The sequence below is a fragment of the Halomonas sp. AOP43-A1-21 genome (assembly GCF_052376775.1).
In the GTDB taxonomy this organism is placed as follows: Bacteria; Pseudomonadota; Gammaproteobacteria; order Pseudomonadales; family Halomonadaceae; genus Vreelandella; species Vreelandella colorata.
Window position 1 is genome coordinate 194,796 of record NZ_JBQSWC010000003.1, and the last position, 13,505, is coordinate 208,300.

General features: G+C 46.8%; 13 protein-coding genes. 6 read left to right on the plus strand and 7 right to left on the minus strand.

The window, feature by feature from the left end; all coding sequences use genetic code 11:
• Positions 1–26 precede the first annotated feature (26 nt).
• Both ACT3R7_RS03245 and ACT3R7_RS03250 read left to right on the plus strand, forming a co-directional pair.
• Positions 27–476, plus strand: a complete 450-nt coding sequence (locus ACT3R7_RS03245; protein WP_225734540.1) for a LexA family protein — start codon at positions 27–29, stop codon at positions 474–476.
• Positions 473–1,747 carry a Y-family DNA polymerase gene (locus ACT3R7_RS03250; protein ID WP_096277112.1) on the plus strand — a complete coding sequence of 425 codons (1,275 nt, stop codon included), beginning with the start codon at positions 473–475 and terminating at the stop codon, positions 1,745–1,747. Before ACT3R7_RS03245 ends, ACT3R7_RS03250 begins: the two co-directional genes overlap by 4 nt.
• A gap of 467 nt (positions 1,748–2,214) precedes the next feature.
• Here the strand turns inward: ACT3R7_RS03250 and ACT3R7_RS03255 are convergent, their stop codons facing one another.
• The 3 genes from ACT3R7_RS03255 to ACT3R7_RS03265 are packed head-to-tail and all read right to left on the minus strand — an operon-like array spanning position 2,215 to position 4,627.
• A complete protein-coding gene (locus ACT3R7_RS03255) occupies positions 2,215–2,658 on the minus strand; it encodes a TIR domain-containing protein (RefSeq protein ID WP_096277114.1) in 444 nt (147 codons plus the stop codon).
• A 9-nt stretch (positions 2,659–2,667) separates the two neighbouring features.
• Positions 2,668–4,098 (minus strand): SIR2 family protein, encoded by a 1,431-nt coding sequence (locus tag ACT3R7_RS03260; RefSeq protein ID WP_192526915.1) that lies wholly within the window; start codon positions 4,096–4,098, stop codon positions 2,668–2,670.
• 34 nt (positions 4,099–4,132) lie between these two features.
• Entirely contained in the window at positions 4,133–4,627 is a 495-nt protein-coding gene (locus ACT3R7_RS03265) for a toll/interleukin-1 receptor domain-containing protein (protein WP_096277120.1), read from the minus strand.
• 295 nt (positions 4,628–4,922) lie between these two features.
• Here ACT3R7_RS03265 and ACT3R7_RS03270 point away from each other — a divergent pair, with 295 nt between their 5' ends.
• Entirely contained in the window at positions 4,923–5,252 is a 330-nt protein-coding gene (locus ACT3R7_RS03270; protein ID WP_086961195.1) for a hypothetical protein, read from the plus strand.
• Between the two features lie 313 nt (positions 5,253–5,565).
• On the opposite strand, the gene ACT3R7_RS03275 is transcribed toward ACT3R7_RS03270, so the two are convergent.
• On the minus strand, positions 5,566–6,558 hold the full coding sequence (locus tag ACT3R7_RS03275) for an IS30 family transposase (RefSeq protein WP_096277122.1): 993 nt from the start codon (positions 6,556–6,558) through the stop codon (positions 5,566–5,568).
• Positions 6,559–6,789: 231 nt separating this feature from the next.
• On the opposite strand from ACT3R7_RS03275, the gene ACT3R7_RS03280 reads away from it, so the two are divergent.
• Both ACT3R7_RS03280 and ACT3R7_RS03285 read left to right on the plus strand, forming a co-directional pair.
• The gene (locus ACT3R7_RS03280; protein WP_086961193.1) at positions 6,790–7,788 is read left to right on the plus strand and encodes a DNA-processing protein DprA; all 999 of its coding nucleotides are present in this window, start codon (positions 6,790–6,792) and stop codon (positions 7,786–7,788) included.
• A gap of 38 nt (positions 7,789–7,826) precedes the next feature.
• On the plus strand, positions 7,827–8,963 hold the full coding sequence (locus ACT3R7_RS03285; protein WP_192526916.1) for a hypothetical protein: 1,137 nt from the start codon (positions 7,827–7,829) through the stop codon (positions 8,961–8,963).
• A 103-nt stretch (positions 8,964–9,066) separates the two neighbouring features.
• Here ACT3R7_RS03285 and ACT3R7_RS03290 read toward each other — a convergent pair whose 3' ends face one another.
• Both ACT3R7_RS03290 and ACT3R7_RS03295 read right to left on the minus strand, forming a co-directional pair.
• A complete protein-coding gene (locus tag ACT3R7_RS03290; protein WP_096277124.1) occupies positions 9,067–9,354 on the minus strand; it encodes a hypothetical protein in 288 nt (95 codons plus the stop codon).
• Positions 9,355–9,466: 112 nt separating this feature from the next.
• Positions 9,467–11,251 carry a hypothetical protein gene (locus ACT3R7_RS03295; RefSeq protein WP_096277126.1) on the minus strand — a complete coding sequence of 595 codons (1,785 nt, stop codon included), beginning with the start codon at positions 11,249–11,251 and terminating at the stop codon, positions 9,467–9,469.
• 285 nt (positions 11,252–11,536) lie between these two features.
• On the opposite strand from ACT3R7_RS03295, the gene ACT3R7_RS03300 reads away from it, so the two are divergent.
• Positions 11,537–11,842, plus strand: a complete 306-nt coding sequence (locus ACT3R7_RS03300; RefSeq protein WP_496198812.1) for a hypothetical protein — start codon at positions 11,537–11,539, stop codon at positions 11,840–11,842.
• 597 nt (positions 11,843–12,439) lie between these two features.
• Here ACT3R7_RS03300 and ACT3R7_RS03305 read toward each other — a convergent pair.
• A complete protein-coding gene (locus ACT3R7_RS03305) occupies positions 12,440–13,456 on the minus strand; it encodes an IS30 family transposase (RefSeq protein ID WP_496198813.1) in 1,017 nt (338 codons plus the stop codon).
• Positions 13,457–13,505 lie beyond the last annotated feature (49 nt).

A 13,505-nucleotide genomic window follows, 5' to 3' on the forward strand; every position in this document is an offset into this window, starting at 1 on the left:
ACATGGCGAGCGATGGGGAGCATGGCATGAGTATGCATTTCACCATTCTTGGACGCGTCGACACCATGGCTCGACCGCTAAGGCTGCCTTTAGCGGGTGGCGAAGTCCGCGCTGGTTTCCCGAGTCCCGCAGACGATTATGTCGAGGTCGAATTAGATCTTATTGCCCATTTGATTAAGCACCCTAGTGCAACGTTCTTTCTGCGAGCCAAAGGCACCTCCATGGAAGGCGATGGCATTAAAGATAATGCGTTGTTAATTGTCGACCGGTCTATCAATCCTCAGCCAGGCCATATCGTGATCATGAGCGTGGACGGCGAGCTGACGTGTAAAAAGCTAAGCATCATGGGCAGTCGGCCGTATTTGGTGGCCTCTAACCCAGAGTTTAAGCCCATCCCTCTCACTGGGCATGATTGTCACAATTGGGGTGTGGCCACCCATAGCATCCAACCGCTAGCACCCGGTTTCACCGTATGATTGCCTTGGTCGACTGCAATAATTTCTATGTCTCCTGCGAACGAGTCTTTGCTCCCAGGTTGGAAGGCCAAGCTGTCGGCGTTTTGTCGAATAACGACGGCTGCGTGGTCGCGCGTTCGCAAGAAATCAAAAACTTAGGTGTGGCAATGGGAATGCCTGCCCATCAGATTGATCCGCATATTCGTCGACAATGCACATTGCTCAGCTCAAATTATGCGCTTTACGGTGATATGAGCAGCCGCGTTACTGATGTTCTCTCACAGCATACGCCTCACGTGGATGTATATAGCATTGATGAGTCATTTCTATCGTTTGAGGGCTTTGAACCAGACACATTAGAAGAACGATGCCAATTAATGCGACAGCAAGTTAAGCGAGATACAGGTATTCCGGTTAGCGTTGGCTTAAGCACTAGCAAAACGCTTGCAAAAATTGCCAATCACCGCGCTAAAAAAGAAAGTGTTTTCAATGGCGTGGCCATGATGGACCCTAACAGCAGCGACACCCGGGAATTCCTGGAGCAGCTACCCGTTAATGAGATATGGGGGGTAGCAGGTCGCAGTGCAGCGCGGCTTCATACTCTAGGCATAGAGAATGCTTGGCAGCTGCGCACCGCCAGCTCTAAGCATTTGCGGCGCCATTTCAGTGTGGTCATGGAACGTCTGGTTTATGAGTTGAGGGGCGAAAACTGCATATCACTCGACGACATGAGCCAACCAAAAAAACAGATCATGGTGTCCCGCTCCTTCGGCCGGCTCACGACGAACAAAACCGATCTGCACGAAGCCCTACGCGTGCACGCATCACGTGCTGGTGAAAAGCTACGACGACAAAACGGCTTGGCGCAGGCATTGATGGTGTTTGTTCACACCAATCGCTTTCGGCAAGATCTGCCGAGCTACAGTAAACGGTTAGTAATACCGCTACCTCACCCCACCGATGATAGCCGCGAGCTCATCAAAGCTGCCATGGCAGGGCTAGAAAGAATTTTTAAAAAAGACATCTGGTACCAAAAATGCGGGATTATGCTCATTGATTTGTGCGATCACGACAATGAACAACTAGGGCTGCTCGCCGAACCGATCAGTGACGAGAAACGTGCTCGTAATGAAAAATTGATGGCCACGCTCGATAAGCTCAATCGCGAACACGGAAAAAATACCGTCCGGATTGGCATGCCTCGCAAACAGAATGCTTGGGAATTGCGTTGCGAGCACCGTACACCACGCTACACCACACGCTGGGAAGAGCTAGCAGTGGCCAAAACCTAGAAAAGAGCTGCCATCCCTGGCACTCCTACCTCTTTTCACTACCAATAATCACATCCCTGTTGTGACGCATTCGACGTGCTAAAGCGGCGATCCTGGGCGTCACACTTTCACCCTAGCCTTTATCAAGCCATTTTTATGTAAGCGATTGACCACAGCGTTTGTAAGCAATGGCTTACAACAATCCGTTATGCAATGAAACTAAAAACGATTGGCGATATGTGTGCCACTAACCCAATTGGCAGCAACTAAGCCAGTGGTACTTCAGCTTATTCTGATGGATGGCAAAGACACCTGATCCGATTCAGGATAATTCGAGCAGTTAGCACGTGACATTTTTCCGCTAAAACAAGGGTTCAAACGCAGGATCGCTTGGTGAATAGGTCCCCTGGTAGCCTGTATGATTTCAGGCGGGGCATCAGAATTCATCTTCGTTAATTAGCTCAAAGGTGTGGTCGCTTAAATATCGCTCAAGGTTTTCCAGCAGCCTTGGCGGCTTCTTCAACCCATACTCCAAGGTTTTCACGACCATTATCTGTATTCCAGCGGTAGTGCTTGTATCCTTGGATCTTCATGCCGCAGAAGTCACTTGTTTGTTTATTGAAATCTGGGATTTTACTAATATCTATAGTCAACAATCCGTTGCCCCGTTTGATACTTTTCTCTATTTCGTATTTTACCCATTTACTTTTATCAGTATTGGCACCTATAAGTACGACTGTCACAGTCGTACCGATAAGCTGGGCATCTATCCATGCTTTTACCGTGCTATCACCTGTGCGCTCTAACTTCTCGAACTCTGCTTTGTCGATGAATCCAACTTTAGGGTTGGCATTGATCACGTTACTGTTACGGACATTCATCGCTCTCAGAACGTCGTCGTACTGGAAACTAAAGAAAACCTTTCTAGCCATGGGGACACCTTAGATGAGCCGTAAGAGGAGGAGGATGACTTCTTGAGCGCGTTCAAGTGATGTAGATTTATCGCCTAGTTCACCCAACAAGGGTGTAATCTTTTTACCATTCTCGTGCTGAGATTCTTGATAAGACTTCATAACCTCATTCCACAGTAATTTCGACATCGAGCCTGTAATACCTACAGGAATTACAAAAACGCCTTTCGCTACAGCGATATCGAATTCTTCACGCATTCCGTCAGAAAGGATTAACTCGCCATTTTCCAGCTTATTGCCAAACATAAAAATAGCAACGCCTGCATGAGCGAGCATATTGCGTCGATATTCTGTCCACAGTTCCTTCAGAGGCCTTTCCCCAGTCTTGCTTTGTGGAAAGGGCCTAAGAATTAACTGGTCGTTGTCGAGACGGCCACCATTCATAACAGTTTGTTCAAGCACGCCAGTGATGATTGCGCTACCTATACCGAGGCCAAACCCTGAGATCACTCGGTACTGTTCTTTGCAAATGGCCCTGCTCAGATGATAAACGAATTGCTCTGATTCAGCCTTGCACCACGGGTTATAGTCATGAGCAGCACCAGAGATAAAGATTGTATTTCTTTTGTGGCGATGCTCGATGGCACGCAGAATGTCAGTAATTTCAGAAAACTCATCAACATAAACGGCTTTGATCCCTACACGGAGCAGCTCTCCTGTGAAAAGCTCTTCCTTACGTTGGCGATACTCGAAGTCAGCAAGGTCTTCATTCTCTCCCTTGCTAGCTCTTCTCAGGATGCAGTAGTGCTGTCGTTGATCTCGAGTAAACTGAATCCTGACGCGGCTAAGAATATATTCTAGATTAGGGTCGGTGAAGCTGAAGCCGAGAAAGAGGAAGGTTTTAGAAACCAAGTCACCGCTTAAAGCTGTAATGAACGGCTGCATATTGACGTGGTAACGCTCATAGTCATCGCGAGTCAACACCGCGTCAGCGGCATGCTCGATGTCACCATGCATCTTATAAACAATTGCATCACGTTTCGGCCGTGTCGTTGCCAATTGCTTATTGGTATGTTTGATGTCAGCTATCTTTTCGTTTTTTTCAAGCGCCGTTTCGATCAAACGATCATAATTGGTTGTCCAGTAGGTCGGAATAGGCAGCCTTGCCAGAATCGCGTGGTTTTCAGTGGGCTCCGCCGTCATTGAGAACTCAGTCACCAGTAGCTGATTGAGTTTTGCTCGGTTGGTCGCATTGACGTTTGTGTGGTATTGCGCCAACGTAACTAGATCCCATTCTTTATCGACGTCTAAATCAAGCTCATCAGCTATTGGCTTGAGCAATGACTTCCAGTCGACATAACCTGCTGCTCTTGAAAAGCCTGCACCCGCAAAAATAGCCAGATTTCCTTCTTCTAGCTCTTTTGAAAGGGTGTCAACGAGCCGTAACTGATCACGTTTCATTCTGAGCTTCCCGTCAGGTTTTTGTAAGGCATAATCAGATATTTCTCAGCCAACGACTGTGCCCTTGAAGGTCGTATAGGGCTAATGCTCCGTTTGGTGTGGTGTCGATACGGGAATAAAGCTGTAAATATTCATTGCCATGATGACGACCTGATGAGTCGACGGTAGGAACGATGACGATGTTATTGAGATTCTTCTTTCCATCAGCGTAACCAATCTCCCAAGGGCACCATCGTGATGACATGGAGTTCTCAGTAGCCAGGAAAAGGAACCAATTGGCATGCACAATGGCATTCTTGATTCGCCTTGCGGTTTCTGCATCAGGGCGTTCCGGCATCTTTTGGTCTTGCCAATCGATGTAGATATCCCACCCTTGTTCAATGAGCATTTGCTGAAGGCCTAATGCTTGCTGGTTATCTTTGTGACTATGGCTCAAGAAAGCAGTCGGTCGACCGATGCTTGGTGATGAAAAAACCCGTTGTTGCTTACGAAATGAAGCATTGCTGAGCTCATATTGGTAAATTGCCATACGTTACCATTCCCTACTATTTCTTAGTGTTTCAAGGGAAAGTGTCATTATTTTCATTCATTCGCAAGCCGTTTCTGAGCGTATTCTGATAGCGGAAGCGTTCAGCGTAATAGGCGGCGATGAAAGGCTTAGTGAATCCTGTTAGGCCTAACCGGGTGCTGTACGAAATAGCGACTACCACCCTCATTGGGGTTCCATCATGATCTAGTGGCAGCCAATGGTGTAACCGGATCATTCAATTCTTCAGATTATTGGGCCTGGGAGATAGATGATTGAATAATGTAGGAGAATCAAAATGAAAATTATTGAAAAGGTGGAAATCGATTCCGTCACCGATGTGATGTGCGATGTATGCCTATGCTCCACTCGGGTAGCGAATGTTGGGCTTGAATTTGCGACGCTCCAAGCTCATTGGGGATACGGGGCTAAGCACGATGGCGAGCGCTACGAACTACATCTCTGTGAGAGTTGCTTTTTTGGCACAGTTGCGTACCTAAAACAGGAGCGACGTATACAAAATTTATTCAGTGAGGAGGTTGGGATAGAGGCTAACGAGCCGAACAGCACATTTGGCCTAGTTGCATCAGAGGATTATTTTCGTGACGACGTCGGAAGCAAACTCTAATCATGATCTGCTCTGAAGTGGCCAATAAAGCGCTTTTAGCGCGAGGCTGTTGGACATTTTTGAGCAAGATGTGTCGTAAAAAAGAGTCAGGGCGGGCCTTGATCAAAGGCCATTGTCACTACCGGATGCGCCTTCTTGGCCTGGGTAACATGAACTAACTAGGCCGTATTGTTGTAGGCATGAAGCTGCCTTCGTCATTTAACAATATTGCTAATATCTGTCACCCATGGGGGCTTATGGGCTAGGGTCATTACTGGCATTGCCAAGAATACAAAAGTTCTAAATTGCAGTGGAATGACCTTCAGTCCTGGATTCAACTAATAAGTGCAGCACCTGCGGTTTCTAGTGCTCCTGAGTATTCACCTAAGAACACCTGGGCTGGGGTTCGGTATCCCAGCCGCTTTCTTGGTCTATCGTTTAGCTTATTGACGACACTTCGTAGCTCGGCATTGGTCACTTTGCGGAAGTCAGTACCTTTAGGAAAATACTGCCTAATCAGACCATTGGTGTTTTCATTAGTACCACGCTGGCATGAGCGGTACGGGTCGCAAAAATAGGTCTTAGCCGAGACGGCCTTGGCAACTTTCCGGTGCTCAGCGAATTCCGACCCATTATCCAAAGTGATGGTGTGCACTGCCCCTCGGCGTGGTGCCAATAACCGCGTCATTGCCTGAGCCGTTCTAGTGGCGGTGATTGTTGGCAGCCGCGCTGCCAAGAGGTAGCCACTGCGTCTTTCGACCAGGGTCACCAGTCCAGATTCTTTGTGGCCCTTAAGCACCGTGTCGCCTTCCCAATGTCCGATATGGCGCCGTTCTTCCACCTTGGCAGGGCGCTGCTCAATGCCTACTCGGTGCGGGATTTTGCCTAACCCCGCCCGCTTAGCCAATTGGCGCTGGTAGCGCCGCTGGCGTGGCAGTCGGAGCCGTTTCCATAATGTTCCACCGTGCTTCTTGTCGTCCCAGATTAACGCATAGATCCATTGATGGCTTACGCAGGCCCCGTTGGCATTGGCCATGAAGCCACTGATTTGCTGAGGGCTCCATTCGTCCATCAATTGGTCAGTGACCCAGCGAATCAGGCTGGGCAGCCGCTTCGTCACTTTCCAGGCAGTGCGTCGGCGCTGATCACTTGCCGATTGAGCCTGTTCAGGCGCATAACCACTGGTCAGACCGTTGCGCTTTATCTCGCGACTAATGGTGCTGCTATGGACACCAATGGCCTTAGCTATCTTTCGCTGGCTAATGCCGGTCTCAAGATAGGCAAAAATTTGGTATCGTTGGATCTGGGTCAGTTGTCGGTATCCCATGCTCTGCTTCACTTTGGTAGGTAAGGCAGAGAGGGTACCGGCGCTGGCCCTCCTGCCTCTACCTTGTGGTCCAAAGTGCTGCGCTTATTCTATGAATCCAGGGTACGTGCTTAATAAGAAAAAGTGACGTGAAAGGTACGACTGGCGTAGGCAGGTTCTTCTGCGCGAACCCGAATTCAAGTAGTCTCTACTATGGATAACGAAAAAAGCGGCTAACTGGGAATGTAAGGCATGGATCGTGGTGCCAATTTTTGGCGTAATGAAGTCGTAGCTTTTCTTGCGCTATCGACTATCAAAGGTGTTGGGTACTGGACGCTATTTCGTCTGATGTTGCCCGGGAAAGGGTTCAAAGACTTTCTCAAAAATTCACCGATTTCTGTTCTTGAAAAAGAGCTGAAGGTATCACTTTTGCTGGACGGTGAAAGTCCTGAAGAGTGGCAGCATAGAGTCTGGGAGGCTGGCCTTCAGCTAGCCAGGGAACTGGCCAAATATAGAGCACGGCTAGTCTTTCGGGATCAGGAGGAGTTCCCAGGCAGGCTTAAAGAAATTGAAGATGGGCCGCGCTGGCTATTTATCCAAGGGGATATTCGAACCCTTTATAATCGTCCAATTGCTGTTGTGGGCACTCGTAAGCCTTCAAAGGATGGTGAGTTCTTGGCTCGCTACGTTGTCGCAACACTTGCACATTCAGAGAGAACGGTAGTATCTGGCCTCGCTTTTGGCATCGACCAAGTTGCTCATCAGGAGTCTCTCAGGTATGGCTTGCCCACAGTGGCGGTTTTAGGAAATGGAATATTCCTTGATTACCCCAAAGGCTCTCAAGAGATCCGTGAGAAAATTTTGATGAATGGCGGGGCAGTCATAACAGAATACCTGCCACATCAATCTTATTCTGGTGAGAACTTTGTGAGGCGAAATCGAATCCAGGCAGGCCTTTCTGAGTTTGTTATTCCAGTTGAATGGAAAATAAAGAGCGGCACAGCTCACACTGTTGAATATGCTTCAAAATACCAAAGAAAAGTGGTCAATATATTCCTGCCAGGAACAGCAAAAGCCCGACCAGAAATGGTTTTTTCGGAGCGTGCACGTGGCGCAACATCGTTTGAGATACCTAGAGAAACCGAGCAGCTTATAGCGCTACTGGATTTGGATACCTCCTCATTGCAAGTGGATTCCGAGCAATCAGAAGATATCGCGACCGAACCAGTGCAACAGAATTTAGAAATTTAGGTAGTTCCTAGTCACTTTAACAATATGAAAAGAAGCCTATGTTGATAGTAACCTCTCCCAGTGCGCTGCTAATTAATGGTGACCCCGATCCCTCTATTGCACAGGTTTTGATAGAAGCAGCTCAAAATAATCATAAGGTTGGGATTGTCTCAAATAACGCCAAACCGGGTTGGTTTGATGAGTTATTTGCCGAAACCGGTGTAATATTTAAGCAAGAGCTAGGACGGCAAAATGGAGGGATTATTAAAAGAACTGCCGAAAAGCTAAAAATCGCGCCGCAAGATGTCTTAGTGCTAGTTGGATCGCAAGCTGACATTGCCATGGGTAAGAATGGTAAAGCGGTTATGGTTGCAGCCGGTTGGTCAAATGACCCAAGAGTGTCTGAGCTCGGTATTCAAGTGGATTGTGCACGTTCTCTTAAGGAAACCCTTCGATTAACTTCGGAGTGGGATGGCAAGTGGTGGTTCAATGGCCAAGGCGCTTCGTATTCTGTACATGCTCTTTCAGATCTATCTACTTTCGGAAAAGACTTTGATCAAAAACAATTTCGCGCGCATCTAACTAGTACTATAAAACAAGGGGGGCCTCGATTGAATGCCTTACTTGCAATGGTTGCGAGATCTCTGCTAACTCAGGGTGTTGACTCGTTTCCAAAGCTTTTTTGGGGAGTGTTTCCTTCGTCAGCTAGCGATAACAGTGATAGCGAGGTACTCAGCGATTTTACGCATCGCTTAAGGACAACTGTATCAAAAGTTCGTATGGCGAGAAAGGGAGAGCCCTTGTTTGTGCGTCATAAACCATCAACTAAGCGGTCGTCAGCTGGTTCAAGAACAGATCGACTTGATCCCACCGAACAGATAGAAACTATTCATTTAAACCCTAAATATCGCGGTAACCTCACCGGGCGTAATGTCATAGTGGTAGATGACTGTACTACTCATGGGGTGTCTTTCGGTGTAGCCGCCGCACTTTTGCGTAAAGCAGGCGCTAATTCTGTCACATGCATTGCACTGGGTAAGTTTGGTAGATCTCTGAGGGACTATCAGATTGATATTACCTCAGATCCATTCCAACCACTCAATCTAGCGAAAAACGCTGTTATAAAAGATAATCCTTTTTTTGTGGGGCACGAAAATAATGCTGCACAAGAAGCGCTTAAGGGCTTGTTGGGCTAGATAGGTCATTAACTTTTTTGTAAAGTAATTATAACCTTACTGTGACCTGCCACTTGAAGGTTTAAATCTAGGCAGGTCACTTACTCTTATCGAAACAAGGAAGTTACCCGCTGACCGGCGTAACTCGTGTTGCTTGTCTCGAAGCAATCATGTTCGCGGGACGCTGAATTTCACTCAGCGTAGCGTCGTCTAAAAGCCCTTCTTCGCGTACAAGATCTAGTACTCCTCGCCCGCTCTGTAGTGCCTGTTTGGCGATTCGTGTTGAGTCGATGCATCCCACATAGCTTCGCTGGATATCTGTCTCTTCTGGCACGCAGAGGCTGACCAAATCGTCGCATAGTGAATCTGGCAGGATTGTTTGAAGGTGCAAGAGGGCAATGCTGTTTAGCATGAATTGCGGCTTTCGGAAGGGCTGCTAAAGTAGCCTCTTACAAAAACCGCCCTCTGGATGACGTCTTTCGGTACGTTTCACCTAGCTTATATATTTTAAATTACTTTAGTCTTTATTCGCCTGTGAGCGTTCTTAAAGCTTTGGTGAAGCTTACATGGTTAAGTGGCTTTATAGATGAACTGCTATCTTGCTTTTTATTATATGCGTGTACCCATGTTTTCATATCTAAAACACCCGAAGAAGCTCGAATTTTACTTTCAGCTCCTTTTAAATTTCCACGGAAAAATGCTATGTGGTTTATAACTTTTTTGATAGTCGCTTGATGGTTTTCTTCTGTTATCTCAAGCAGTAACGCACAGTACCCACCCTCATTTTCTCTACATTCAATTTCAAGAAGAAATACTCTACTTCCGCTGTAGTCAAAATGATAAACTAAAACGCTTCTATGTTTTGAAAGTGTTAACGTGGTCCATTTGTCCCTTCTGTGTTTTTTTTGATACTCGTCTATAACTCTTTTGGGTAATGGCCAAGTCAGAATGTTATCTCTAAACAGACCGCCTTCTTGTGGCTGATAGCAGAAAAGATTACTTATTATTTTTTTATTGCGAAGCAGATTCAACATTTTCTTTAACTGCAAAAACCTATAAGGCATGTTTGTTTGGCCGACCTGTTCCGCAGAAACCTCCTTTGTTTCTGTATTTCCATGCGTCGGTAATCCAGAAGTGCCATACTTGAAAAATTGATTTTCAATAGGCGTTACTTTTCCTGTAAGGTATTTATAACTAACCTCTTTTTCAATTTTTTTTAATTCTGGTTTGTTTTTCCAAGCAACCCCTAAAGAGCTGATTTCATCAAGCCCAGAATTCGCTGCAGGATCTTCTTTAGAAGAAATCGCTAAATCATCATTTGGGCTGCTGTTGTTCTGACTGCCATTTGGCCAAGGCTTATCTTTATCTGAATCTATAGTGTCTTTGCCTGTCTCGCCACTATTGTCGCGACCATGGTGGATTGTCAAGTTACTAAAAGGCCACGTTGCTGAGATTATCTCCAAGCAAAGATATTTGTTAGGTTCTGATTGTATTTGAACTGCACGTACAGAAAATTTAAAATTGTTAACTAGAAAAGGAATGCCTGCATATATATAAGACTCACCAGTAGCCCTTAAGGCATTAGCATAAATAGCATTAGCTGCTTGAATGCCATGTTCAGAAATAGTGAGATTCGCTGCATTATCAGCAAACTTATCCTTAATTCTCTTTCTTAAAATTACCAACCATTCGTCATCGGAAATTGTTCCAGTTTTTTGTATATTAACAATTCTTTCCCTAGTTGTTGCCCATGGCCCCGTTGTTAATGCTAGTGCGAACTCAGAAGAGGGTGCCATGAGGGCCCTAAAAACTTCGTGGCAAGGGATTATATAGGTACTTTGTGCTTGCTGAATTACAACGCAGTAGCTGTTAGAAAAGTCTTTTCCAAGATTGTATTCTGACTGCCCTATCCAACGGTATGGGAATTCATCTTTCCACCAACTTGGCCTTTCAGGCATGATATCGTTTGCTTTAACAATTCTAGAACTGTTATCTGTTAAATCTGCATTAATATTAATAGTTTGAGCATTAGCGCGACCAATTAGGCGCCCATTTTTGTATATGGTACCTAAAACAAGCTCTGGAACTATTCCCGTATGTGCGCGTACCAGGATCTCTTCACTCAGGCTGGCAGGCTTGCAGATTTCTTGTTTGTTTGGGTTCGAGCTTACTGGACAAAGCTTGACGCCAACAGAGGGGGTTGATGTTCGTCCCTCATGCGATTGGTACCCATCTACCCACCGTATCATCCAGTGGCGACCATCGTGAGGAAATTCTTCAAAATTAGTGATTAGATTTCGACTAGCCATGCAAATATTAGCACCTATTTTTTTCTTAAGTGCAGTATGCCAGTCGTGCAGTTTTTTGTTTAGTCGTTTTTATTAATGTAATTCACAGTTAGAGAGCGCGAACCAAACCAACTGTCTGTAGGTGCAGTTTTTGTCCACGAGACATCCCAAAACAACATTGCCGAACAATGCACTGCGTTGTTTGCTAAGGCTCCAGACGGTAGCCGCATCGTCGGCGCAACTAAAGCGCTCGTAGCTGATATTAATCAGCGCGTACAGGCAGCGGTGAATCCAAGTGGGCAACGTATGGAATTTGAGCTGCAAGGTGACCGTTTCTTCCGCGAAATCCGCTGTGGCGACTCAGTGTTGTTTACGGAGAATAATTACGATTCAGGTATCCAGAATGAGTCGTTAGTTACTTTAATCTCGTCTGAGACTACAGAAAAATCTTTTGGCGTGGTGCGATTGGATATCGGAAGCGAGATTGTGTTAACTCAGGCTGTCCAGGAATCAATGGAGCTAGGATATTGCATCTCACTTCACAAAGCACAAGGATCGCAATTTCCGCGTGTGATTATTGGGCGGTCTCAAGTTCAAAGCGCAACGCTATAGTAAGGACTGGTCATAATCCGTACTGTCCCAAGACATCTTTTTTGCAGTTTTCGTAGTTATTATTTCGTGCTGCTTCTTCAGCATCATCTTTGGGCCTTGTCGGCGGCAAGTTGTAAAGGACGCAGTAGTGATGTGCATTCTGTCGAATATTCTGAATCGCGCATGACTTTACATCTTTCGAGGCCAAAGGCTGATCTTCCTTACAAATATTTTGATAGTATGCCAGCCTTTCCTCAGCACTTGCTTGCCAAAGAAACCAGGAGGGACCACCAATGCGGTCGGGATCTGGACTGCTTTTCCCACCACAGTAGCCAGTCGGGTTATAGCATCCGAAAAGGTTCCAAGAAGTTGAACATGACGCCATTCCTAAACCTAAGGCAACGACACTCGCGCAAATCAATATAATTTTAATCATAAATTCAAATCACAAGCCCAGTTTCTGAGTATTGTACGCTAATCCTCGCTGATAAAATAAAGTGGATAACGTTCAGTGCAACCCATTCTATGCCCGGATCAACGCATTAGAAACCACTGAGTTTGTGTGGCAAGAGTTCACAGGCTTTCGCGACAGGGAGGTCTCAAGTTCCAAGCACAACACTATTGTAAGGCCTGAGTGCCGGGCACTGCTTTCTTCAGCACGTCAGCGTAAACTTCTAAAGGTGTAAGAGCATTAAGCGTTTCTCTTGGCCGGGTATTCAAGGAGTCAGCAATGACGTCCAGTTCCTCTTGAGTATACACCGATAAATCGGTGCCTTTCGGTAAGTATTGGCGCAGAAGGCCGTTGGTATTCTCATTAGAGCCGCGCTGCCAAGGGCTATGCGGATCAGCAAAATAGATAGCGGTTCCCGTGCGCTGCGTAATCTCCGCATGCTTTACCATTTCGCGTCCTTGATCGTACGTCATGGACAGACGCAGAGCCCTCGGTACTTCGTTCAGTTTGTCGCTAAAGCCTACCGCCGCGGCTGTCGCGGTCGTGCCATCCAGCTTGACCAGTATGACGAGTCGGGTCGTGCGCTCCACTAACGTGCCGACGGCAGAACGATTGTTGGCCCCCATGATGAGATCGCCCTCCCAATGGCCAGGCATGAGACGATCCTCAATGTCCGGTGGGCGCATGTGAATACTCACAAGCTCTGGAATTTGTTGGCGTCTGTCATTACCTCGACGGCGGGGACGTCGCTTACCGTTTCCCTGGCGTAGGCAAGCGATGAGTTCTTTCTTAAGCGAGCCACGAGGCATCACATAAAGCGCTTTGTAGATAGTCTCATGCGAGACTTGGCGTTTTGGGTCATGGGGATACATGCGTTTCAGTGTGAGGGCGATTTGGCGTGGTGACCAGTACTTGCGCAGCAAGTAGGTCACTAGCTCGAACAACTGGCTATCCGGGTGCAGCTTTGCTGTGCGGCGGGCTCGTCGTCGGGTTAGGTTAGCTCGGAACCCAGCAAGGCTGGCGTCATACCCGTATTGAGCATTGATCGCGTGACGTGATATCTCACGCGATACGGTGCTCACAGAGCGACCAAGATGGCGAGCAATGTCGCGCAACGAGTGCTTTGCCTGCATCAACATGATGGCAGCACGTTCTTCGGGGGAAAGATGGTGATAGTGAGTCATGGCAATACCCTACCTGATAGGTTAGGTGTTGCACTTGGTCATTGAGACC